Here is a 23,463-nt window from a genome sequence, read left to right as displayed (position 1 = left end):
ACATTGAGGTGACCGCAATGGTCCTCGTACACCGCAAGCGACTGCCCCTGCTGGGCGCCGCCCTCCTTCTGCTCCTCGTTCCCGGCACCGCCGTCGCGGCCCCCATCCAGCCCGGCCAGAGCGCGCCGATCATCGGCGTCCAATCCGGACGGTGCCTGGACGTAGCCGGCGCGAGCACCAGCAACGGCACCCAGGCACAGCTGTGGGACTGCACCGGCGCGGCCAACCAGACCTGGACCTACACCACCGGCAAACAGCTGATGGTGTACGGCAACAAGTGCCTCGACGCCTACCAGCAAGGCACCGCCGACGGCACCTCGGTGATCATCTGGGACTGCAACGGCCAGGCCAACCAGCAGTGGAACGTGAACACGAACGGCACGATCACCGGAGTGCAGTCCGGCCGGTGTCTGGACGTCAACGGCGCCGGAACAGCGAACGGCACGCGAATCATCCTCTGGAGCTGCCACGGCCAGAGCAACCAGCAGTGGAGCACGCCGACGACCCCGTCCGGTGCCGGACCCTGCGACATCTACGCGTCCGGCGGGACACCCTGCGTCGCCGCCCACAGCACCACCCGCGCGCTCTACGGCACCTACAACGGTTCCCTCTACCAGGTCCGCCGCTCCTCGGACAGCACGACCCGCAACATCGGTGTGCTCCGTGCGGGCGGCGCCGCCAACGCGTCGTCCCAGGACTCCTTCTGCGCCGGCACCACGTGCGTGGTCACCGTCGTCTTCGACCAGTCCGGGCGGGGCAACGACCTGTGGTATCAGGGCTCGAGCGTCGTTCCCGGCTCGCCACAGAGCCGCCCGGCGGTCGCGACCACCGAGTCCCTCTCGGTCGCCGGCACCAAGGCCTACTCGCTCTATATCAACCCGGGCAACAGCTACTGGCGCGACGGCCACCTGACCGGCGTGCCGACCGGAAGCGCCCCCGAAGGCATGTACATGGTGACCAGCGGCACCCACGTCAACAACGGCTGCTGTTTCGACTACGGCAACAGCGAGACGACGCGATCGGCTGACGCAGCCGGTGCGATGGATGCCATCAACTTCAGCACCCAGTGCTGGTTCGGCGGCTGCTCCGGCACCGGCCCGTGGGTCCAGGCCGACCTGGAGTGGGGGCTGTATCCCGGCGGCAGCCAGAGCTGGAACCCCAACCAGCGCGCATTCCCGAGCAAGTTCGTCAGCGCGACGCTGAAGAACAACGGCACCTCGCGCTTCGCCATCAAGGGCAGCAACGCCCAGTCCGGAAACCTGTACACGCTGTGGGACGGGGCTCTGCCGGGCGGATACAGCCCGATGAAGAAGCAGGGCGCGATCATTCTGGGCAGCGGCGGAGACTGTTGCAAGCCCAACGGAGGCGCCAATCTCAGCGCCGGCACCTTCTACGAAGGGGCCATCGTGACCGGCTATCCGTCCGACGCCACCGAGAACGCCGTGCAGGCGAACGTCGTCGCTGCCGGCTACCGCTGACACCACGCCCTCGGCTTTCCTTTGGAGTCCACATGTCTGACCTGACCCGACGCCAGGTGCTCCAGCTGGGCGCGACCGGAGCGGGCGCGGCGCTGCTGCCCTGGCTGGCCCTTCCCCGACCCGCGTCAGCGGCGCCGGCCGCGGTGCGGGCCGCCGGCGACCTGGCGCTCTGGTACGACGAGAGCGCCGGCACGGACTGGTTGCGCGCGCTGCCCGTCGGCAACGGACGCCTCGGCGCGATGGTGTTCGGCAACGTCGACGTCGAACGGTTGCAGCTCAACGAGGACACCGTCTGGGCCGGGGGGCCTTACGACTCCAGCAACGCACAGGGCGCGGCAGCGCTGTCGGAGATCCGGCGCCTGGTCTTCGCCAACCAGTGGAGCCAGGCCCAGACGCTGGTCGACCAGGCCATGCTGGGCCGACCGGCGGGCCAGCTCGCCTACCAGACGGTCGGCAATCTTCGGCTCACGTTCCCGAGCGGCACCGGCGTCTCCGAGTACTACCGGCAGCTGGACCTCACCACGGCGACCTGTTCCGTGTCGTACCTGCAAAACGGAGTCAGGTACCAACGCGACGTGTTCGCCAGCGCGCCGGACCAGGTGATCGTGGTGCGGCTGACCGCCGACCGCAGTGGCTCCATCACCTTCTCGGCCCGTTTCGACAGCCCTCAACGCACGACCCTGTCCAGCCCGGACGGCGCGACGGTCGCGATGGACGGTGTCTCCGGCGACATGGAGGGCGTCACCGGCCGAGTCCGGTTCCTGTCGTTGGCCCGGGCGGTGACCTCCGGCGGCAGCGTCAGCAGCTCCGGCGGCACCTTGCAGGTCCGCAACGCAGACAGCGTCACGCTGCTGATCTCCATCGGCACCAGCTACGTCAGCTACGCCAACGCGAACGGCGACTACCAGTCCATCGCACGCCGGCACCTCGACTCCGCCCAGGCCAGAATCTTCGACGAGCTGCGCAGCCGGCACGTGGCCGACTACCAGGCGCTGTTCGGCCGCACCACACTGGACCTGGGCCGCACGGCCGCGGCGGACCAACCGACCGACGTGCGGATCTCGCAGCACGCGACCGTCGCCGACCCGCAGTTCTCGGCACTGCTGTTCCAGTTCGGCCGCTATCTGTTGATCTCCTCATCGCGACCCGGCAGTCAGCCGGCCAACCTGCAGGGCATCTGGAACGACTCGCTGGCGCCTTCCTGGGACTCGAAGTACACGCTCAACGCCAACCTGCCCATGAACTACTGGCCGGCCGACACCACGAACCTCGCCGAGTGCTACGAGCCGGTCTTCAGAATGATCAACGACCTGACGGTGACCGGCGCCCGGACCGCCCAGCTCCAGTACGGCGCCGGCGGCTGGGTGACCCACCACAACACCGACGGGTGGCGGGGCAGCTCCGTTGTCGACGGCGCGCTGTGGGGCATGTGGCAGACCGGCGGCGCATGGTTGGCCACGCTCATCTGGGACCACTACCGTTTCACCGGCGACCTGGACTTCCTGCGGCAGCAGTACCCGGCCCTCAAGGGTGCCGCCCAGTTCTTCCTCGACACGCTCGTGCCCGAACCGACCCTGGGCTACCTGGTGACCAACCCGTCGAACTCGCCGGAGCTCGCGCACCACTCAGGGGTGAGCGTGTGCGCGGGACCGACGATGGACAACCAGATCCTCCGCGACCTGTTCAACGGCTGTGCCCAGGCCAGTCAGGTGCTCGGGGTGGACGCCGACTTCCGGACCCGGGTGCTCGCCACCCGCGACCGGCTGCCCCCGATGCGGGTCGGCTCACGCGGCAACATCATGGAGTGGCTCTACGACTGGGTCGAGCCCGAGACCAACCACCGGCACGTGTCCCACCTCTACGGGCTTCATCCCAGCAACCAGATCACCAAGCGCGGCAACGCGACCCTCTTCAACGCCGCGCGCCGGACCCTCGAACTGCGCGGAGACGACGGCACCGGCTGGTCGCTGGCCTGGAAGATCAACTACTGGGCGCGGATGGAGGAGGGCAGCCGGGCGTACGACCTCATCCGCCTGCTCGCCACGCCCGCCCGGCTCGCGCCCAACATGTTCGACCTGCACCCGCCCTTCCAGATCGACGGCAACTTCGGCGCCACGTCCGGCATCGCGGAGATGCTGCTGCACAGCCACGCCGGCGAGCTGCACGTGTTGCCGGCGCTGCCCGCCGCCTGGCCGGCCGGCCGGGTGCAGGGACTGCGCGGGCGGGGCGGCTACACCGTGGACGTCGCGTGGAGCTCCGGCCAGGCCGGCGAGATCCAGCTGCGGGCCGACCGCGCCGGCACCGTCAACATCCGCAGCCGGCTCTTCGCCGGTTCCTACCAGGTCGTCGACACCACCAGCGGCGACAGCGTTTCCGTCGGCAAGCCGGAAGCCGAGGTCGTCACGCTGCCCGTGCTGGCCGGTCGGGGCTACCGCATCACCGCGACACAGCCCCCTGTCTCCGGAACGGCCGTCATCTACCCCGACGTGAACTACGGCGGCACCGGCGTGGCGCTCGCGGTCGGCAACTACACCGCGGCGCAGTTGCAGTCGGCCGGCATCGGGCTGCGCAGCGCCTCGTCGCTGCGGGTGACCTCGGGATACCAGATCGTCGGCTTCGCCAACGACAACTTCAGCGGCACCAGCTGGGTGTTCACCGCCGACAACGCCGACCTGCGCGCCACCGGCAACAACGACGCGATCGCGTCGCTGCGGGTGACGTTCGCCCCGTCGCGGTATGTGCGGCTGACCAGCGTGGCCAACGGCCTGGTGATCGACAGCGGTGGCAACGTCGCCTCGGGCGCGAACCTCAAGCAGTGGACCTGGAACGGCAGCACCAACCTGCAGTGGCAGCTCGTCGAGACCGGCAGCGGCTACTACCGCATCGTCAACCGCACCAACGGCATGGTCGCCGACGGCTGGGGCGCGACCGCGAACGGCTCACCGGCGCGGCAGGCCGCCTGGAACGGCGGCAACAACCAGCAGTGGCAGATCGACCACCTCGGTGGCGGCCGCTACCGGATCACGAACAGGTCGACCGGCCTGGCCCTCGACAGCGGCGGAAGCGTCGCCGCGGGATCAACCCTGAAGCAGTGGTCATGGGACGGCAGCGTCAACCTGCAGTGGACCGTCGTGTTCAGCTAACCGCTCAGGGTGTAGGTAGGAGCCGTCGTCGGCCGGGAGTGGTCGTCGCGACCTCGCCCCGATCGGCCTTCGGGACGCGTCTGTGAACCCGGCATGCGGACCGAGGGCGTACCGCGCTTCGTCGGAGACGACGTTGACGATGGCCCGTCGCCGTTGTCGAGGATCACCGGCGGACGCGGCGACCGGCGCGGGGCTGGTCACGTCAAGGTCGACCGCGGTGATTCCCTAATGGATCGAACGGTTCTGGACGCCGACCAGCCGTGGCACGGGTTGTTTAGCGCGGCGGCGTGTGCTGATCGACGCCGCGGTGCGCAGTCAGCAACCGGGCCAGATGGGCGCGGACATGCTGCACGGACACCGGCCCCGCTGCCCCGAACGAAGAGCTCGCCGGGCTGGTCGGGTGTGAATCGACCAGCTCCGGCGAGCTCTTTGTTGTCAGCGGACGATGCCCTCAGCGCTGCAGTGTCAGGACGCCCGGTCGGTAGGGCAACAGGCCGTAGTCGCCGCCGGAGCTTGGTGACCGGCCCTGGTAGAGCAGTTGCAGGTTGCAGGGGTCGACGGTCATCGTCTGGTCGGCGTTGCTGCGTACGAGATCGCCGTGGCTGATGTCGTTGGTCCAGCTCGCGCCGCTGTTGGCCTTGCCGGCGAACGGGTTGCTCTCGGTCGCGGCCTGCGGAGTCCACGAGCCGCCCAGGCTGGTGGCGGTGAACGAGCGGAAGTAGCGGCCCTGTGAACCGATGGCTTCCACGATCATGAGGTAGCGGGTCTCGCCCTGGAGCTTGTAGACCTGCACCGCCTCGAACAGGTTGTTCGTCGAGTCGCTCATGATGGTCGTCGACGTCGAGCCGAAGCTGCCGGGGAAGTTGCCGATGGGCATGCTGGCCCGGTAGATCTTTCCGTTGTCGCCGGCGAAGAACAGGTACATGTTCGTGCTGTCACCGATCAGCGTCTGGTCGATGGGGCCGGTGCCGGAGCCGGAGATGCTGCCGGAGAAGAGCACCTGCTGCGACGACCAGCTGTTGACGTTGCTCGGGTCGCTCGACGTGCGGTAGGAGAAGGCCGTGCCACCCCACTGGTAGGCCAGCACCCAGATGTTCTTCGGCGCGAAGTAGAACAGGGTGGGCGCCACCGCGGCGAAGGGCATCGCGTTCTGGGTGGCCGAGCCCATGTCGGACCAGTTCGTGAAGAGGCTGAAGTTCATCGACCCCCACGTGCTGCCGGTGTTGTGGTTGGTCGCGTAGACCAGGTGCCGGCCGTTGTAGGGCACGTGCGTGAAGTCCTTGAGTGAGACCCACCCGGACCTCGGGTTGGCCAACGACCCGGTCGACGTCCATCTGTAGCTTGAGGGAAGGGAGCACGAGCCGGACGGCGGCGGTGTGGTCGGGTTGCCGCCGCCGTCGACGCGGACGAGCTGCCACTGCTGGTTGTTGCCGTTCCAGTCGTCGTACTGCACGATGCTTCCGCCGTCTGCGGTCGAGGCCCCTTGGACCTCCATCACCTTGTTGCTGTTGCGGTTGATCAGGCGGATGTAGCCGTCGCTGGAGTCGGCCAGCCGGAACTGCTGGTTGGTCCCGTTCAAGTCCGTCCATTGCACGATGTTGGCACTGTTGGCGGTCGAGAAGTTGTAGACGTCGAGGACCTTGCCGGACAGCCGGGACCGCAGCCGGTAGTAGCCACCGCCCGAGTCGACGAACTGCCACTGCTGCTGGTTGCCGTTGTTGCGGGCCCACTGCACGATCCGCGCGCCGTCGTTGGTGGCCAGGTTGTAGACGTCAAGGGCCTTGCCGCTGTTGCGGTTGAGCAGCACGTACCACGCACTGGTGTCGACCGTCGCCGCGGCGGCGGGACTGGCCAACACCGTCGCGGCGGCAGCGCCGACCAACAGGGCCGCCAAGCCACCGGCAACGACCCGCGGCAACCACCAACGTCGCCGTCTCGATTGGCTTGTCATGTCGATTCCTCCGTTCACGTTCAGGGGGTGGTGAGGTCGAAGCGGCGGACCGTGACCGAGCCGCCGAGTGCCTGGGTGGCGTAGTTGAACATCGCGAACCGGTACCCCATGAAGAACTGCCAGGCGTTGTTGAGCGTGAACGCGGGCCCGAGGCCGGTGAAGGTGGTGCCGTCGGTGCTGTAGGAGAACCGGGCCTGGCGGCCGGATCCCGGGCGGATGTCGGCGTTGACCCGCAGCCAGATCCGGCCGCCGGTGACCGTGGCACCGGCCTGCTCGGTACCCGTGCCGGTGGTGTTCCAACTGCTGTTCATGGTGAGGCCGTTGGTCATCGACACGCGGCTGACGCCGTTGTCGCGCCGAACGCCGATCCACGCCGACGAGTCGCGCAGCATGGCGAGGCCCGCGCGGTCGCCGTTGGCCATCGTGGAGTAGTCCAGTTCGATGGTCGCGGTGGACGACGGTCCCTGGATTCGGTGTGTGAGGGTGTTACGGGCCGCGTAGAGGTCGTTGGTGACGGTCGCCGTCTGCAGGCGCAGCCCGTTGCCGGCGGACCATCGGGAGTTGTCGGGGTTGTGGTTCCACTCCCACCGGTGGCCAAGTGCCGCCGTGCCGAACGTGTCGGGACCGATCATCGACTGCACGGTGCGCCCGGACGCCGGGATGTTGGGCTTGGCATAGCTGCTGCCCCAGCCGCCGTTGACGGTCTGCACACTCGGCCAGCCGTCGGCGCTCCAGGTGATCGGGGCCAGCGCTGGCACGCGGCCGCCCGGGTAGGCGTCGACGAATGCCATGTAGTACCAGTCGCCGTTCTGGGTCTGCACCAGGCCGCCCTGGTGTGGGACACCGCCACCGGCGATCGGGCCGGGCATGTTCAGGAGCACCTGACGCATCTCGTACGGGCCGAACGGGCTGCTCGACTTGAGCACGTACTGTCCGTTGGCCGGGCGGGTCAGCCAGATGTAGTAGCTGCCGTTGCGCTTGTAGAACCGGGCACCCTCGAGTGTGCCCACGCTCGACGGAGTGCTGAACACCTGCTGGCTGCGAACCTGGCTCAGACCGTCGGCCGAGAGCTGGGCGACGCTGATGTTCGTGTTTCCGTACGCGACGTACATGGTGTCGTTGTCGTCGACCAGCAGGCCGGCGTCGTAGTAGCAGTTGTTGATCTGTGCGCGCTTCTGCCACGTGCCGTCGACCGTGGTGGCGGTGTAGACGTAGGTGCGGTTGAACTCGACGCAGCCGATCCAGTAGTAGGTTCCGTTGCTGCGCCGGTAGTTCAGCGTGGACGCCCAGATCCCCTTCACGTATGCCCGGCCGCCGTTGAGGTCGTAGGCACTCGAGCCGAAGTCGAGGCTGGGCACCGAATGGCCGGCGTACTCCCAGTTGACCAGGTCGTAGGAGCGCAGGATCGGCGCGCCGGGCGAGTAGTGCATGGTCGACGCCGAGTAGTAGTAGGCGTCGCCGACCCGGATGATGTCGCCGTCGGCGAAATCCTGCCAGACCACGGGGTTGCCGTAGGTTCCGCCGCCGCCGCCGGTCGAGCCGACGGGGACAAGCTGCCATTGCTGGTTGTTGCCGCCCCAGTCGGTGTATTGCACGATGTTGGCCCCGTCGGTGGTCGCGGCGCCCTGCACCTCGACGACCTTGCCGCTGTTGCGGTTGACCAGCCGCACGAATCCGCCCGCCGAATCCGCGAGCCGGAACTGCTGGTTGGTGCCGTTGTTGTCGGCCCACTGGACGATCGCCCCGCCATCGGCGGTGGACCGGTTGTATACGTCGAGCACTTTCCCGGAAAGCCGCGACCTGAGCCGGTAGTAGCCGTCGCCGGAGTCGACGAACTGCCATTGCTGCTGTGCGCCGTCGTTACGGGCCCACTGGGTGATCCGGGCGCCGTCGTTGGTCGCCAGGTTGTAGACGTCCAACGCCTTGCCGCTGTTGCGATTGACCAGCACATACCAGCCGCTCGTGTCCACGGTCGCCGCCGTCGCGGTGGCCGGGCCCAGCCCGATCAGCGCGCCAGCGATCAGCATCGTCGCGGCAGCTGCCGCCAGAACGCGTCTTGTCATCGTCTCCTCTTCTCCATGTGAGCGTTCACATCGAGGTACGACGATGTTGCCAGACTATTTCCGATAGTTTCAAGGGCGTTCCCGAGAATTGAGCCGCGACCATTTTCGACTCGTATCGGTAACACTTTCTACAAGAGTCGTTCGACGCATTCCGCGAAACCGGCCGAGCGGCTTTCTGTTATCCACCCGCCGGCCGCGTGGTCCGTGCCGCTCAGGGGGCCAGGGCCGGGCGGACCAGGAAGGAACCGTCGGCGCCCAACGCCGTGCGACCGTCGACCTGGTCGACCCACACCTCGTCGTCACGGTGCCGCACAAACCAGCCGGGGTAGTTGGCCGACTCGAGGGCGATCGAACCAGGCAGCGGCCCTGGGCGGGGACAGAACGTGGCGTCGCCACGAAACAGTGGGCTGCGTTCGGGTTGACTCACTCGCAGTCGCCAGGACATGTGGCGCACGTACCGCCCGTCCCGGGTCCGCAGCGTGAAGCAGCCGGGCTTCGCCAGCCCGAGCGTGACGTCGAATGTCGCCCGCTGCCGGGTGCCGGTCGAGGTGTGCGCGTCCACTCGCGTCAGCACGCCGAGGTCGGCTGCCATCGCCACGTACCGGCCGGGCTCGTCAGCCGCTTCCAACGAGACTCGTCCCAGCCGCAGACCCGCCGGGCTCGGCGACGGCGCCGCCGTCGCCGGGGGCGGGCTGGACTCCGGCGATTGCGGCACCGCGGCGACCACGCCCGCGACGACCACGCCGCCGGCCAGCAGCGCCAGGACCGGACGCGTGCCGACCGCGCCTACGACCTTGGCCAGCAGCCCCTTGCCCGGCAGCGCACCGCTGCCGGCCGGCGCCGTTGCCTTGATCTTCCCGAGCATCCCCATCGTCACCACCGCCGGCACAGGGAGCAGCGTGGCCGCGAGCAGCCGATCGGTCGGGACCAACCCGGCGGTGGCATGACCGCACACCCCACACGACCGCACGTGACGGCTCAACCGTTTGCGCCACAGCGGGCTGGGCACGCCGTCCCACCCGGACGCGGCGGCGCCGAGCCGCGCGCATCCTGGTCGCGCCTCCAGCGCGGCGACCACCGACCGACTGACCTCGAGCTGCTGCCGCGCCCGCTGGACCCGGACTCCGGCGTGCGCGGCGGTCAGACCGGCGGCGTCGGCGAGCTCGGCCCGGGTCAGGTGTCCGGCGTGCTCGGCCCACCAGAGAGACATGAGCATCCGGTCGGCCGGGTCCAGCCAGCGGCTGGCCCGGGCGACCTGCCGGCGCTGGTCGGACAGCGCCATGTGGAGCATCGTCAGGTCTTCCACCGCGGCGTCCTCGTCCGCGAGGTCGGCACCCTCGCCGAGGGGCGTGCTCCGCTGGTCCGCCGTCCGCCGGCGATGAAGGTGGGTCCCGACCTGGCGCACGGTGATCGCCATCAGCCAGGCGCGGAAGCTGCCCGCGTCGCGCAGCGCCGGCAGGTCACGCACGGCCCGCAGCATCGTGTCCTGCACGACGTCGTCGATGTCCGGATCCCCGCGCAGCGCCCGGCCGACCACGGTGTAGACCAGCGGCAGGAACCGGATGACCAGCTCGTCGAGCGCGTGCCGGTCACCATCTCGGGCAGCTACGACCAGATCCGTCACGTCCACGCCGGAGGCCCGCATCTCCACCTCGCGCTTGGGAAGTCGACTCGGGCGTCGACTGTGAACGAGGTCGCCGGTCGCCGTCAAGCCCGCGGTCGATAGTCGGCTGCCGGCTTCCGCGCCCCTGCGGCGCGGAAGCCGGCCCTCGCGATCCAGCTGTTCGGCGTCCTACTGGATCGCGACGTCGTCGACGTAGAGGCCGTCGGTGCCCGCGCTCGTCTCGATGTAAAGGGTGGCCGCGGATAAGGTGCCCGTCCAGGAAACGGTCGCCGTCCCCGACAGCAAGGTCCAACCGCCGGTGCCGACCGATGCGGCCGGCGTCAGCGAGATGTAGCTCGTGGTCCCGCCGGCCGTCAGCGCGAGCGTCGCCTTGGCCGACGGGTTGCCGCTCTGGCTGCGCACCCAGGCCGTCGTCGCATAGGTTCTGCCGTTGCCGAGCTTGGCCGTGAGGTCCTGGGCGGGGCCGTTCCATGACGCCGTGCGTCCGGTGATCGACAGTGACCGGGCGCCGCCGTGTGCGACGGCGGTGCTCTCCGACAACGAGCCGGAGCCGAATGTCGTCCAACCGGTGGTGCCACTTTCCATCGTGCCGTTGGTGAGCAGGTTGCCATTGCCGTTCCCGCCGGTGAACTGCCACCAGTTGACGTTGAAGAGCGTCCCGCTCCCGCCGGCGAAGCGCAGGTAGAGGTCATGGGTTCCGGTGGCGCCGCTGACGCCGCAGGAGACCGTGGTCCAGGCCTGCCAGCCGCCGGTGCCGGGGACGGTGCAGGTGCCGGCGAGTGGACCGTTGCTGGCGTCGAGGCGCACCTCGATCCGCCCGCCGCTGGTGGCGGAGGCGACGCGGGCGGTGAACGAGGAGGCACCGGCGCCGAAGGCGACGCCCTTGACCTTGATCCAGTCGCCGTTCTCGATCCAGCCGACGTTCATGCCACCTTCGCTTGAGGCCTCGGTCTCCACACCGGACTCCCACGCGATCGTCTCCGCTTCCTGACGGACGTACGGGCTGAGCGTGGTGACCTGTGGCGCCCCGGCCGTGGTCATGGTGATCGTCGGGATGGTGCCGTCACTGTTGTAGGAGAACCGTTCCACGGCGACCGACCTGGTGTAGCCGCCGCCGCCGGGCAGCGCACCGTTGTGGTAGAAGAAGTAGGAAGCTCCGTTGAAGTCGATGACTCCCGGGTGGTTGGTGAAGCTGCTGCCCTGGGTCGGCATCACCGTCCCGCGATAGGTCCACGGCCCGGTCGGCCCGGGTGCGGTGGAATATCCGATGAACTCCGAGCAGCACTTGGCGGCGAACACGTTGTAGTAGAGGCCGCCGCGCTTGTAGACCCAGGGTCCCTCCTCGTAGAGGGTGGGCCGGTTAGGGTCGCCGGTGCGGGTGCCGAACCCAGCGGTGGTCAGGGGAATCTGGGTGGGCGACCCGGAGAACGAGGTCATGTCGGCGTTGAGTCGCACGTACCAGAGCCGGGGATTGCCCCAGTAGAGGTAGGCCTGCCCGTTGTCGTCGACGAAGACGGTCGGGTCGATCTCGCCGTTCTCGACCAGCGGGCGCCCGAGTGCGTCGGAGAACGGGCCGGTCGGGCTGTCGCCGACGGCGACACCGATGGCCATCGCGCCGGTCGACCTGTTGCGCACCGGCACATACCAGTAGAACCGGCCGTTGCGGGCGACGACCTGGCCGGCCCAGGCGTTGGCGTCGGCCCAGGCGAAGTTGGCCAGGCTGAGCGGCGAACCGTGGTCGGTCCAGTTGACCATGTCAGACGAGGAGTAGACCCGCCATTGCTTCATGGTGAAGTAGGTCGACCCGTCCTCGTCATGTCCTGTGTAGAGATAGACCCGTCCGTTGTAGACGAGCGGCGCCGGGTCGGCGGTGTAGATGGTCTGGACGATGGGATTGTCGGCGTGGGCGATCGTCGGTGCCGCCGTCAGCACGCACAGCAGCGCCAAGGGCACCGCGAGCCAGCGCATCCGCATGGCGGTCCTCCGGACTTTCGGTGCAGGTCGGCAGTTCGTCATGGGAGCTAACCTCGCGTCCAACGTTGGTTCGGCGTCGCCGCGCAGGTCCAGAGCAGAACGGCGGTGCCGTTGGCGGTGAGGTTGCGGTCGACATCGAGGCACAACCCCGATGCTTCGCCGCGGACGGTTCCGTCGGAGCCGAAGGACCAGCGCTGGTTCGCCCCGCCGTTGCAGTCCCAGATCTGCGCCTTCGCGCCGGCGGTGGCGCCCAGTGGGGCGTCGAGGCACTTGCCGAGCGCCTGGAGGGTCTGGCCGCTGACCGTCCAGCGTTGGTTGGAGCCGCCGTTGCAGTCCCAGATGACCGGCTGGGTGCCGTTGGTCGCGTTGCTCTGCGGTAGGTCGAGACACTTTCCGGAGGCCGCGCTGACCAGCGTGCCGGCGGTCGGCGGTGGGGTGCTGCCGCCGCCGGCGACCCGGTAGACCACAGTGCCGTGTGCCGGCACCGTGGCGCTGATCGTTCCGGCGGTGCTGCTGGTCGCGTTGGTCCAGGCATCCCGCAGGGTGAACGACGAGCCGGTCTTGCCGATGGCCGCCGCGGTGGTGGAGATGGTGCTGGTCGAACCGCTCTGGTTGAACAGCGCCACGGCCACGTCGCCGTTGGCGAGCCGTTTGGCCAACACGCGGCGGGTGCTGTCGCCGGAGACCTGGGTGGCCTGGAGCGCCAGTGAATCCTGGTTGATGGCGATCAGGTTCTGGTTCTTGAGGATGGCCTGCGTGGCCGAGTTCATCGAGCGCACGTCGTTGCCCGCGATCAGCGGCGCCGCCAGCATGGCCCACAAGGCGAAATGACTGCGCATCTCGGTGTCCGACATGCCTCCGCGGCCGACCTCGAGCATGTCGGGATCGTTGAAACCGCCGGGTCGAACGTATCCCGCCAGGGGAACGGTGACGTTGACGATGTTCTGGATGCCCATCGGGTAGCCGTTGGTCTGCCCGGTGTCCCACGCGTTGGTGATGTCCTCGGTGGTGCGCCACAGGTTCGCGACATCGCTCCAGTCGCGCAACGGACCCGTCTTGGCGTGGATGCTGTTGGGGTTGATGCTGTAGACGATCGGCCGTCCGGTCGCGGCGAGCGCGTCGCGCATCCGGGCGAACGTCGCCACCTGGTCGTTGATGGTCCCGTTGGGCGAGCACCAGTCGTATTTCAGGTAGTCGACCCCCCAGGCCGCGAACTGGCGCGCGTCCTGCGCCTCGTGCCCCTGGCTGCCGGTCGCACCGGGGTAGCCGCCGAAGTACTGTGCGCAGGTGCGGTCGACCGGCACCTGGTAGAGCCCGAACTTCAGGTTCCTGGCGTGCAGGTAGTCGCCGAGCGCGCGCATCCCACTCGGGAACCGGGTCGGATCGCCCTGGAGGTTCCCGGCCGAGTCGCGGTTCGGGTTGAACCAGCAGTCGTCGACCACCACGTACTGGTATCCGAGGTCGCGCATGCCGCTGCTGACCAGCGCGTCGGCCATCTGCCGGATCAGCGTCTCGTTGATGTTGCAACCGAACGTGTTCCAGCTGTTCCAGCCCATCGGCGGGACGCGGGCGACACCGTTCTGGAGCGCCCGCGCGCCGGGCGCGCCGGACAGGACGCCGGCGACCACCACCAACGCGCTTGCCGCGACCACGGCCACGCGGGTCAACCACGATGCGTGCCTCATCCGAGTGACTCCTTCGCTGGCCAATGATCTTCGCCGGCCATAGATGTGAACGCTCACATTGAGGTGCGACGATTATTGCCACAGGGTTTCAAAGGTTTCAAGAGGAGTCCGGCAAGTTTCTCGACGGCCGTCCATCACCGGTAAAAGTCGGCACAAGCTTTCTGTTATGCGGTGGCTGGCTCGAAGGTCGGCGCACCGGAAGGCCGTTACACGGACGCCTCGAAGCCACAATGGATTGCGTTCATGAGAACAGATGTGGCAGCATCAAGGTCGCGGGATGTGAGCGTTCTCAACGGGCCGGGAAAGCGTGCTACCGCTGCAGACGCGATGGCTCCGGCCCACTGCGTCGCACCAGCCAGGCGTCCGTGATGTGGGTGAACATCGCGTCTGCCGCACCCGCCGGGTCATGCGCCGCGATGCGTTCGTAGATCCGCCGGTGGCCCGCGTTGGATGCGATGCACAGGGCACGTTCGGTGCGCCCGAGGTAGGCAGCGGTCCGGATGACCTGGCTCTGCAGGGAGCGCACGACGGCACGGGCCACGCGATTGGCGGACGCTCGCATGATCGTGTCGTGGAACGCGCGGTCGTGTTCCTCGTAGGTCACATGGTCGCCCACGAGCTCGTCCATGCGGTCGACCTGGGCGCGAAGTAGATCCAGCGTCTCCTCGTCCACCTGGCGAGCGGTGACGTTGGCCATGTCGGCCTCCAGAACGCGGCGGGTGGCCACCACGTCGTCGAGGATCGCCAGGCTCTCGTCCTCGGCGATCGTGGCGCCGAGCACGAGCTCGTCCAGCATGTCCCACTCCGAGGGGGCGGTGACGATGGTGCCGGTGCCCTGACGGACCTGCACCAGCCCCTTCTCCTGAAGGATCTTCACCGCTTCGCGGACGACTGTCCGGCTCACCGCGAACGTCTCGCAGAGCGCGGGCTCGGGCGGCAGCGGCGTGCCCGGTTGATGAACTCCACGGACGATCCGTTGCACCAGCTCCGCGGTGATCGCCTTCGCGAGGTTGGTGGACCGTCGCGCCCAGGCCGGAGGGGCCACAGCCGCCGCGCTCAGGTGCCCTGATGCCGTCATCTTTCCCTCCGGCCGCCCGTAGCGGGCTCGTGGCCCGATCCCGGAGAGTATACGGCACTGTGTTGACGTCTAACGTCATACGAGTTACGTTCTCGGCACTTTGAGGCGATGAACCCTCCCCCGCACCCGTTGGAGAGTGAGCAGCGATGAAGCAGCGAGCACTTTGGTCTGCGGTCCTGATAGGCGTGCTGGCGATGTCCGGATGCGGGAGCGCCTCCGGACCGAAATCGGAAGACAAGGGCTCGGCCAGCACCAAGCTCGTGGTCTGGGACTGGAAGTCGGGCGACGCCACCGCCGCGACCTACGTGCAGAAGGCGAAGGCCGACTTCGCGAAGAAACACCCCGACACCACCGTCGAGTTCGTGGCGCAGCCGTTCGACCAGTACTACACACTGCTGGGCGCGGCGATCCAGTCCGGCAAGGGTCCCGACGTCATGCTCTTCAACGGCGGCGGGCAGATCCGCGACCGCGTCGACTCGCTCGTGGCCATCGACGACTTCGTCACCGCGGACAAGCAGCGGCTGGCCGGCTGGGACGCCTTCACCAAGGGCGGCAAGACCTACGCGGCGCCGGTGACCCTGCAGGGACACCCGATCTACTACAACAAGGCGCTCTACAAGAAGGCCGGGCTCGACCCCGACAACCCGCCCAAGACCTGGACCGACTTCCTCGCCAACTGCGCCGCCATCGCCAAGGTCGGCGCGAAATGCTTCGCGCAGGGCAACAAGGAGGGCATCGGCATCCAGTTCTTCATGTCCGGGCTCGGCTCCGGGATCTTGACACCCCAGGAGTACGACGACTGGATCGCCGGCAAGCGCGACTGGAAGTCACCCAACGTCAAACGACTCTTCCAGCTGTGGAAAGAGGTCAACGACGCCGGCCTGAACACCGACGGGGCGAACTCGACCGCGATGTTCAACGACGCATTCGGAACGTTCGAGGCCAGCAAGGCCGCTCACATGATCGGCCTCATGTCCGACATCGGCCACTGGAAGGACTTCAACGAGTTCCTGAAGCCGGAGAACGTCGGCGTCATGATCGCACCCGTCGTCACCACCGGCGCCACGCCCAGCCTTCCCTACGACGGTGGCATCGGCTACGGGGTCGCCAAGTGGACGAAGGACCCGAAGCTCGCCGCCGACCTCGTACGCTCGCTGACCTCGACCGACGCCCTGGCCGCGTTCTACGCCGATGCCGGCGCGATCGCCTCGGACACCACGATCGACGTGTCCAAGGCCGGTGCGGCGGTGGCCACGATCGTCTCCGACCTCAAGACCGGCAAGCCGGCCCTGCACGTCGCACTCTCGTCGCAGACCATCGACCTGATGGGACGGCTCTCGCAGCAGTTGCTCAGTGGTTCCGTCACCGTCGACAAGGCCCTCGAGCAGTTGGCCGCATCCGACAAGCCGGCCTGAGTTCATGTCGAACGGCATCTCGCAACCGTCGGTCCGCCAGGCTCCGGCCCGGCGGGCCGACGGCCCGCCGGCGCAGCGCCAACCGCGCGGTGCCGCCGGCCGGTCACGACGGACCCGCGCGGGGTCGCGGGGCGAGCGGTTGGCCCCGTACGTCCTGGTCGCACCGGCGATCTTGATCATCGTCCTCCTTCGGCTCTGGCCGCTGTCGCTCGGCGTCAACTTCTCCTTCACGGGCGACGGCGCGCGTGACGGGACGTCGGTCGGGCTCGACAACTACGCCGACCTCTTCCATGACCCGCTGTTCCAGACCGCTCTGCGCAACGTCGGGCTACTGGTGCTGCTGCTCCCGATCGCCGTGGCGATCCCCGGGCTGCTCGCGACGTTCATCCACCTGCGGGTGCCCGGCCACCGGTTCTTCCGCAGTGTGTATTTCTTCCCGGCCGTGCTGTCGCCGGTCATCGTCGGCGCGATCTTCAATCTCCTGCTCGCCTTCGACGGACCCGTCAACGCCGTCCTGGGATCGGTCGGGCTCGGGCCGGTGGACTGGCTCGGCGACCCGGACGTGGCGATGTTCGCCGTTGTCGGTGTGCATGTCTGGGCGACCTTCGGAATGGCGTTGGTGGTGTTCCTAGCCGGATTCGCCACGTTGGACGGTGCGCTGCTGGACGCGGCCCGGGTCGACGGCGCCTCGCTGCCGCAGACCATCTGGCACGTGATCATCCCGGGCCTGTCGCGGACCATCCAGTTCGTCTTCGTCACCACGATGATCGGGATGTTGACGTCGATGTTCGGACTGCTCTACGTCATGACCAGCGGCGGACCGGAGGGGTCGACCTACCTCCCCGAGTACTACATCTGGATCCAGCAGGGACAGATGAACCGGCCGGCCCTGGCGTCGGCGGCCTCCACGGTGCTCTTCGTGATCATGTTGGTCGTCGGCCTGCTGCAACTCAGCCTGCTCCGCCGCGCTGTGAAGGAGTCCTGATGTCGGGCAACCGCGGAGGTCGATGGCTGGCCGCCCTGCCGATGGCCCTACTCGCCGTCGCGACGATCTATCCGTTGCTGTTCACCGCCAACGTGGCGATGAAGACGCGGCGGGAGTACGTGCTGGACCGGTTCTCGGTCGCCGGAGCCCCGCGCCTTGACAACATCACCAGTGCCTGGACCAGCGTCGGCATGGGCCGGTACTTCCTGAACTCCGTCGTGGTGGTCACCGCGGCGGTCGTCCTGCTCCTGCTGCTGGGCTCCATGGCCGGCTTCGCGCTGAGCCAGATCAGGTTCCGCGGCTCGTCGGCGCTGTTCCTGGCCTGCCTCGCGGCACTGTTCATCCCCTTTCAGGTGATCATGGTCCCGCTGGCCCGGGTGATGGCGGACACCGGTCTCATCGACACCTACCCGGGGCTCGTCCTGGCCTACGTCGCCCAGTTCCTCCCGTTCACGGTCTTCCTGATGACCAGCTACTACCGGACGGTCGCACCCGAGATCATCGACGCGGCCCGGATCGACGGCAACAGCCTGTACGGCGTCTACCGGCGGATCATGCTCCCGATCGGCGCTCCCGCCCTGCTGTCGGTGGGCATCCTCAATGCCCTGTTCTGCTGGAACGACGTGCTCATCGCCCTGCTGCTGATGCCGTCGGCCGAGCATCGCACCCTGATGGTCGGTGTCACCGCCCTGCGCGGCCAGTACTCGGCCAACATCCCCACCTTCGCGGCCGGGGTGCTGATCGCGGCGGCGCCCGTCCTACTGCTCTACCTGTTCCTCCAGCGCCAGATCGCCGACGGTGTCACCGCCGGCGCCACGAAAGGCTGATATGCGCATCACCGGGTATCGCACGCTGACGACGGTCCACGAGTGGGATCGACCCGTCGGTGACGCCAACGGCATCTACGCCGACGGCGTCGTCCCAGTGCCGGTCATCATGGTCGACACCGACGAAGGGATCACCGGCGTCGGGCTGGGTCCCCACTCCCACATCGAGTCCATCTTCGCGGCGATCGAGGGTGAGGACCCACGCGGCGTCACGGCACTCTACGACCGGATGCTCCGGCAGACCTTCAAGGCCGGTCATGCCGGACCCGTCTTCGGCACCATCGGCGCCCTCGACACCGCGCTGTGGGACATCAAGGCCCGCGCGGCCGGCGAACCGCTCTGGCGCATGCTCGGCGGCCGGGACCGCACCGTCCCGGCGTACGCCTCCGGTCTGGACATCGGCCTGACCGACGAAGAACTCGTCTCGCTGTACGCCACCTATGCCAAGCGCGGATTGCGGGCCGCCAAGCTCAAGGGCGGCCTCGACGTCGAGCGGGACCTGCGGCGCCTCGTGCTGGTGCGCGAGGTCCTCACCGACGCCGCACACGGGCTGCGCCCCAGCCTCATGCTCGACGCCAACGAGTGCTGGACCCGCAAACAGGCCGTGCGGCACATCCGCGAGATCGAACGCACCATCGACCTCACCTGGGTGGAGGAACCGGTGCGGCGCTGGGACGCCAGCGGCCTCGCCGCCGTCAGCCGCGGCGTCGACGCCTCGGTCGCCACCGGCGAGAACCTCACCGGCCTGGAACAGTTCCGCCCGTTGGTCGCTGCCGGAGCGGTCGACATCGTCCAGACCGCCGCCGTCTGGGGTGTCACGCACTTCCTGCGGGTCTCCGCGCTGGCGCACGCCCACGACCTTCCGGTCAGCCCGATCGGCACCACTCCCCTAGGCCTGCTGCACGCGGCGACATCCGTGCCGAACCACATCGCCAGCGAACTGCAGGATCTGCACCCGCCGGTGGGAGTGTCCCTCGACCTGTCCGTCGAAGACGGCGCGTTCGTCCTCGGCGACTCACCCGGCCTCGGCATCGTGATCGACGAGGCGGCCATCGCCAGGTCGGCCCCGCACCCGGCCGTCATCGACGGCGACGGGCCGAACGTTCGCCCGGAGCGTGCCGGGCAGCGGCTGCTGGCACCCGCACGGTCCGACGACGAGGTGGGCCGATGAAGGCCGTCGTTCGCTCCACCCGTCCCCCCATGTCACAGGAGGTCCCATGTTCGGATCCTCACCCACCCCCGTTCGACGGCTGGCGTCGGCCGTGGCGGCCACCGGCCTGACGGTCGCCGCGGCCGTCCTGCTCGCCCCGGCCGCTCCCGCCCTGGCCGCGACCACGACGCTGTACGTCGCGCCGTCGGGCGGCGACACGACCTGCTCCGCCTCGCAACCGTGCTCGCTGTCCGCCGCGCAGACGAGGGTGCGCTCCCTGGTCGCGTCGATGACCGGCGACATCGTGGTGCAACTGGCCGGCGGCGTCTACCGGCTGAGCGCACCGCTGCGCTTCACGGCGGCCGATTCAGGTGCCAACGGATACACCGTGCGGTGGCAGGCCGCACCGTCCGCGCAACCGGTGATCAGCGGCGCGCGAGCGGTCACCGGCTGGACGCTCGCCGACGCCGGGAAGAACATCTGGCGGGCCAACGTCGGCGCCGGGCTCGACAGCCGGCAGCTCTACGTCAACGGCGCCCTGGCCACCCGGGCCCGCAGCAGGTCAACCGAGCCGATTTCACGGCATCGAGCACGGGGCTCAGCTTCACCAACAGCGGGCTCGGCTACCTGAACAACCTGGCCAACAAGACCCGGGTCCAGCTGGAGAGCGTCAACTCCTTCACAGACCGCTACGTGTCGGTGTCGAGCATCAGCGGCAACCTCATCACGATGCAGCAGCCGGGCTGGAGCAACAACAACTTCGGGTACGACACCTTCACCAGCCCGCACCGCGCCGGCCCGCTCTATCTCGCCAACGCGTACGAGTTCCTGGACGCGCCGGGAGAGTGGTATCTCGACCCGGGAACCGGCGCGTTGTCGTACATCCCGCTCTCCGGCCAGAGCATGAACAATGTCGCCGTCGAGCTGCCGGTCCTGCAGTCCCTGGTCAGCGTCGGCGGCAGCTACGACGCGCCCGCGCACCACATCGCCTTCGGCGGGATCGCGTTCACCGGCACCAGCTGGCTCGGTGCCAGCAGTAGCCAGGGCTACGCCGACCAGCAGACCGGCGCCTACATCACCGGAAACTGGAGCTGGCCAAGCTTCAGCTCGTGCCACAACGGTTGCCCGCAGTTCGAGGCCACCCGCCCCAACTGGCAGCAGATGCCGGCCGCGGTGCAGGTCTCGGCGGCCAACAACATCACCTTCAGCGACTCGCAGTTCGTCAACCTCGGGCAGACCGCGATCGGCATCGGCAACGACCCCAACGCCCACACCAGCGGGGTCGGCCTTGGCACCAGCAACATCACCGTCACCCGCTCGGAGATCGCTCGCAACGCCGCGGGCGGCATCGTCGTGGGCGGCGTACGCGCCGACGCGCACCATCCCAGCGACCAGCGGATGACCAACCGGGACATCACCATCAGCAACAACCGGCTGCACGACCTGGGAATCGACTATCGGGGCATCGTCTCGGTCCTCGCGACCTACGTCAACGCCGCCACCGTCTCGCACAACGAGGTCTTCAACATGCCGTACACCGGCATGTCCGTCGGCTACGGCTGGGGCTCCAACGACGCGGGCGGCAGCAACCACTACGCCGACCGGGGCCTCTACAACTACCAACCCCGCTACCCGACCGCGACGACAGCCGCCAACAACCGGGTCGTCGGCAACTACGTGCACGACGTCATGCAGCAGATGAACGACGGCGGTTGCATCTACACGCTGTCAGCCAACCCCGGCGCATTGATCAGTGACAACTACTGTTTGCGGACGAACGGCTACTTCGGGATCTACTTCGACGAGGGATCGCGCTACTACACCGCGCGGACCAACGTGCTTTCCGCGACGGGGACCTGGGCCACCGCGAACTACTTCTTCGCGGAGAACATGGGCAACTTCACCCTGACCAACAACTGGTCCACCAACGCCAGCACCAACGTCACCAACGGCGACCGCGGCAATGTGGTCTCCGGCAACGTCACCGTCACCAACGGCAACTGGCCGTCGGGCGCCCAGGCCGTGATGGCCGCCGCCGGGCCACAAGGCTCGGGCAACACCCAGAACGTCATGCTCGTGGGCGGTGCGTCCGGACGCTGTGTCGACCTGCCGGGCGCGGCCACCGCCAACGGCACGCAGGCTCAGCTGTGGGACTGCAACGGCGGGGCCAACCAGCGGTGGACCTACACCGCGGCCAAGCAGCTGACCGTGTATGGCAACAAGTGCCTGGACGCCGCCAACCAGGGAACCGTCAACGGCACGGCGGCGATCATCTGGGACTGCAACGGCCAGACCAACCAGCAGTGGAACCTCACCACCAACGGCACCGTCACCAGCGCACTTTCCGGGCTCTGCCTAGATGCCAGCGGCAACGGCACCGCCAACGGCACGAAGATCCACCTCTGGTCGTGTCACGGCGGCACCAACCAGCAGTGGAGCACGCGCAGCTGACCGACACGGGAACCGGCTCGGGCGGTCCGTCAGGCCGCCCGGGCCGTCCGTTCAGGTCCGTGGGGTCAAGGAAAAACAGCGCTTTCTGTTATGACGCCGGCCGGTCGATGGTCGGCGTGCGCGGGGATTGCCCGCGTCGAAACCGTCATGACACCATCGGCCGTAGGCAGCGCCGGGCAGGGCACGAGGCCGATGTCGTCACCCCGATATCAGGCCTTCGGACCCGGCGCGCCGACTCACCCCCTCGCGCGGAGCCATTCGTCACCGCCTCTCGACGGAAAACGGAGAATGGCATGTCCCGGAAACGAACCGGTTCCCTGCTCGCGCTGCTCGCCACGGCAACCCTTGCCGCAGGCCTGGTCATCGGTGGCGGCTCCGCGGCCAGCGCGGGCACCACCCTCGGCGCCTCAGCGGCGGAGAAAGGCCGCTACTTCGGCGCCGCCATCAGCGCCGGCAAGCTCAACGACAACACCTACGTGACGATCCTCAACCGCGAGTTCAACAGCGTCACGCCCGAGAACGAGATGAAGTGGGACGCGACCGAACCGCAGCAGGGCCGCTTCAGCTACGGCAACGCCGACCGGATCGTCAACCACGCCCGGTCCCACGGCATGCTCGTGCGCGGCCACACCCTGCTCTGGCACGCCCAGCAACCGGGTTGGGCGCAGAACCTCTCCGGCACCGCCCTGCGCAACGCGATGAACAACCACGTCACCCAGGTCGCCACCTACTACCGGGGCAAGATCCACACCTGGGACGTGGTCAACGAGGCGTTCGCCGACGGCGGCAGCGGCGGCCGACGCGACTCCAACCTGCAACGCACCGGCAACGACTGGATCGAGGTCGCGTTCCGGCTCGCCCGCGCCGCCGACCCGAACGCCAAGCTCTGCTACAACGACTACAACACCGACGGCATCAACGCGAAGTCAACCGGCATCTACAACATGGTCCGCGACTTCAAGGCCCGCGGCGTGCCCATCGACTGCGTCGGGTTCCAGTCCCACCTGACCAACTCGGCGCCCAGCGACTACCAGGCCAACCTGCAACGCTTCGCCGACCTCGGCGTCGACGTGCAGATCACCGAGCTGGACATCTCCGGATCCAACCAGGCCAACGCCTACGCCGCCGTCACCCGCGCCTGCATGGCCGTATCCCGCTGCAACGGCATCACCGTCTGGGGCATCCGCGACAGCGACTCGTGGCGCACCGGCCAGAACCCGCTGCTGTTCGACGGCAACGGCAACAAGAAGGCGGCGTACGACGCGGTGCTGGGCGCGCTGAACGCCGGGCCCGGCACCGGCACGCCTCCGCCGTCGACGACGCCGCCGCCCTCCGGCGGCGGGTGCACCGCGGACGTTTCGCTGAATCAGTGGAACGGAGGTTTCGTCGCCACGGTCCGGATAACCGCCGGGTCCGCGGCGCTCAACGGCTGGCGCGTCACGACGGCGTTGCCCTCCGGCGCGTCCGTGACGGGCTCGTGGAACGCCAACCGCAGCGGCACCTCCGGCACCGTCAGCTGGACCAATGTGGACTACAACGGCGCGGTCGCCGCGGGGCAATGGACCGAGTTCGGTTTCCAGGCCACCGGCACCGGGACCGGCATCGTGGCCGGCTGCAGCCCGGCCTGACCGGCGGGCGA

Annotated in this window: 15 protein-coding genes; 9 read left to right on the top strand and 6 right to left on the bottom strand. The window is 68.3% G+C overall.

The features are described from left to right. Positions 1 to 17 precede the first annotated feature (17 nt). Positions 18 to 1,478, top strand: a complete 1,461-nt coding sequence (locus AB0J74_RS18445; RefSeq protein WP_363449636.1) for an arabinofuranosidase catalytic domain-containing protein — start codon at positions 18 to 20, stop codon at positions 1,476 to 1,478. A 32-nt stretch (positions 1,479 to 1,510) separates the two neighbouring features. After that, entirely contained in the window at positions 1,511 to 4,621 is a 3,111-nt protein-coding gene (locus AB0J74_RS18440) for a glycoside hydrolase N-terminal domain-containing protein (RefSeq protein WP_363449300.1), read from the top strand. A 451-nt stretch (positions 4,622 to 5,072) separates the two neighbouring features. Here the strand turns inward: AB0J74_RS18440 and AB0J74_RS18435 are convergent, their stop codons facing one another. The 6 genes from AB0J74_RS18435 to AB0J74_RS18410 form a co-directional block, all read right to left on the bottom strand. Then, positions 5,073 to 6,572 (bottom strand): non-reducing end alpha-L-arabinofuranosidase family hydrolase, encoded by a 1,500-nt coding sequence (locus tag AB0J74_RS18435; RefSeq protein WP_363449298.1) that lies wholly within the window; start codon positions 6,570 to 6,572, stop codon positions 5,073 to 5,075. Positions 6,573 to 6,592: 20 nt separating this feature from the next. After that, positions 6,593 to 8,635 carry a family 43 glycosylhydrolase gene (locus AB0J74_RS18430; RefSeq protein WP_363449296.1) on the bottom strand — a complete coding sequence of 681 codons (2,043 nt, stop codon included), beginning with the start codon at positions 8,633 to 8,635 and terminating at the stop codon, positions 6,593 to 6,595. A 211-nt stretch (positions 8,636 to 8,846) separates the two neighbouring features. Next, positions 8,847 to 10,265, bottom strand: coding sequence for a sigma-70 family RNA polymerase sigma factor (locus tag AB0J74_RS18425; protein WP_363449294.1), 1,419 nt, complete (start codon positions 10,263 to 10,265; stop codon positions 8,847 to 8,849). A 162-nt stretch (positions 10,266 to 10,427) separates the two neighbouring features. After that, on the bottom strand, positions 10,428 to 12,233 hold the full coding sequence (locus tag AB0J74_RS18420) for a family 43 glycosylhydrolase (protein WP_363449292.1): 1,806 nt from the start codon (positions 12,231 to 12,233) through the stop codon (positions 10,428 to 10,430). A gap of 47 nt (positions 12,234 to 12,280) precedes the next feature. Then, on the bottom strand, positions 12,281 to 13,918 hold the full coding sequence (locus tag AB0J74_RS18415) for a ricin-type beta-trefoil lectin domain protein (RefSeq protein WP_363449290.1): 1,638 nt from the start codon (positions 13,916 to 13,918) through the stop codon (positions 12,281 to 12,283). 310 nt (positions 13,919 to 14,228) lie between these two features. Next, on the bottom strand, positions 14,229 to 14,996 hold the full coding sequence (locus tag AB0J74_RS18410) for a FadR/GntR family transcriptional regulator (protein ID WP_363449288.1): 768 nt from the start codon (positions 14,994 to 14,996) through the stop codon (positions 14,229 to 14,231). Positions 14,997 to 15,190: 194 nt separating this feature from the next. Here AB0J74_RS18410 and AB0J74_RS18405 point away from each other — a divergent pair, with 194 nt between their 5' ends. From AB0J74_RS18405 to AB0J74_RS18375, 7 genes are all read left to right on the top strand, one after another. Further along, complete coding sequence (locus AB0J74_RS18405; protein WP_363449286.1) at positions 15,191 to 16,411, top strand: extracellular solute-binding protein; 1,221 nt, start codon at positions 15,191 to 15,193, stop codon at positions 16,409 to 16,411. Between the two features lie 4 nt (positions 16,412 to 16,415). Continuing rightward, complete coding sequence (locus AB0J74_RS18400) at positions 16,416 to 17,396, top strand: sugar ABC transporter permease (RefSeq protein WP_363449284.1); 981 nt, start codon at positions 16,416 to 16,418, stop codon at positions 17,394 to 17,396. After that, positions 17,396 to 18,223: a carbohydrate ABC transporter permease gene (locus AB0J74_RS18395; RefSeq protein ID WP_363449282.1), complete on the top strand. Its 828-nt coding sequence runs from the start codon at positions 17,396 to 17,398 to the stop codon at positions 18,221 to 18,223. Before AB0J74_RS18400 ends, AB0J74_RS18395 begins: the two co-directional genes overlap by 1 nt. Before the next feature lies 1 nt (position 18,224). Continuing rightward, positions 18,225 to 19,394, top strand: coding sequence for a mandelate racemase/muconate lactonizing enzyme family protein (locus AB0J74_RS18390; protein WP_363449280.1), 1,170 nt, complete (start codon positions 18,225 to 18,227; stop codon positions 19,392 to 19,394). Between the two features lie 46 nt (positions 19,395 to 19,440). Continuing rightward, positions 19,441 to 20,004, top strand: a complete 564-nt coding sequence (locus AB0J74_RS18385; RefSeq protein ID WP_363449278.1) for a hypothetical protein — start codon at positions 19,441 to 19,443, stop codon at positions 20,002 to 20,004. Between the two features lie 62 nt (positions 20,005 to 20,066). Further along, positions 20,067 to 21,824 carry an RICIN domain-containing protein gene (locus tag AB0J74_RS18380; protein ID WP_363449276.1) on the top strand — a complete coding sequence of 586 codons (1,758 nt, stop codon included), beginning with the start codon at positions 20,067 to 20,069 and terminating at the stop codon, positions 21,822 to 21,824. 293 nt (positions 21,825 to 22,117) lie between these two features. Further along, on the top strand, positions 22,118 to 23,452 hold the full coding sequence (locus AB0J74_RS18375) for an endo-1,4-beta-xylanase (protein WP_363449274.1): 1,335 nt from the start codon (positions 22,118 to 22,120) through the stop codon (positions 23,450 to 23,452). Positions 23,453 to 23,463 lie beyond the last annotated feature (11 nt).

Origin of the sequence: Asanoa sp. NPDC049573, assembly GCF_040676615.1 — a bacterium.
Classification (GTDB): domain Bacteria; phylum Actinomycetota; class Actinomycetes; order Mycobacteriales; family Micromonosporaceae; genus Asanoa.
The sequence above is the reverse complement of the archived record's forward strand: the minus strand, read 5'-3'. Positions and strand labels throughout refer to the sequence as shown.

What these genes read in the sequence shown, in the direction of transcription:
- AB0J74_RS18400 (WP_363449284.1), top strand. Translation starts at nt 16,416, where the DNA reads ATGTCGAACGGCATCTCGCAACCGTCGGTCCGCCAGGCTCCGGCCCGG.
- AB0J74_RS18440 (WP_363449300.1), top strand. Translation starts at nt 1,511, where the DNA reads ATGTCTGACCTGACCCGACGCCAGGTGCTCCAGCTGGGCGCGACCGGA.
- AB0J74_RS18435 (WP_363449298.1), bottom strand. Translation starts at nt 6,572, where the DNA reads ATGACAAGCCAATCGAGACGGCGACGTTGGTGGTTGCCGCGGGTCGTT.
- AB0J74_RS18405 (WP_363449286.1), top strand. Translation starts at nt 15,191, where the DNA reads ATGTCCGGATGCGGGAGCGCCTCCGGACCGAAATCGGAAGACAAGGGC.
- AB0J74_RS18395 (WP_363449282.1), top strand. Translation starts at nt 17,396, where the DNA reads ATGTCGGGCAACCGCGGAGGTCGATGGCTGGCCGCCCTGCCGATGGCC.
- AB0J74_RS18420 (WP_363449292.1), bottom strand. Translation starts at nt 12,233, where the DNA reads ATGCGGATGCGCTGGCTCGCGGTGCCCTTGGCGCTGCTGTGCGTGCTG.
- AB0J74_RS18415 (WP_363449290.1), bottom strand. Translation starts at nt 13,918, where the DNA reads ATGAGGCACGCATCGTGGTTGACCCGCGTGGCCGTGGTCGCGGCAAGC.
- AB0J74_RS18410 (WP_363449288.1), bottom strand. Translation starts at nt 14,996, where the DNA reads ATGACGGCATCAGGGCACCTGAGCGCGGCGGCTGTGGCCCCTCCGGCC.
- AB0J74_RS18430 (WP_363449296.1), bottom strand. Translation starts at nt 8,635, where the DNA reads ATGACAAGACGCGTTCTGGCGGCAGCTGCCGCGACGATGCTGATCGCT.
- AB0J74_RS18375 (WP_363449274.1), top strand. Translation starts at nt 22,118, where the DNA reads ATGTCCCGGAAACGAACCGGTTCCCTGCTCGCGCTGCTCGCCACGGCA.
- AB0J74_RS18390 (WP_363449280.1), top strand. Translation starts at nt 18,225, where the DNA reads ATGCGCATCACCGGGTATCGCACGCTGACGACGGTCCACGAGTGGGAT.
- AB0J74_RS18385 (WP_363449278.1), top strand. Translation starts at nt 19,441, where the DNA reads ATGTTCGGATCCTCACCCACCCCCGTTCGACGGCTGGCGTCGGCCGTG.
- AB0J74_RS18445 (WP_363449636.1), top strand. Translation starts at nt 18, where the DNA reads ATGGTCCTCGTACACCGCAAGCGACTGCCCCTGCTGGGCGCCGCCCTC.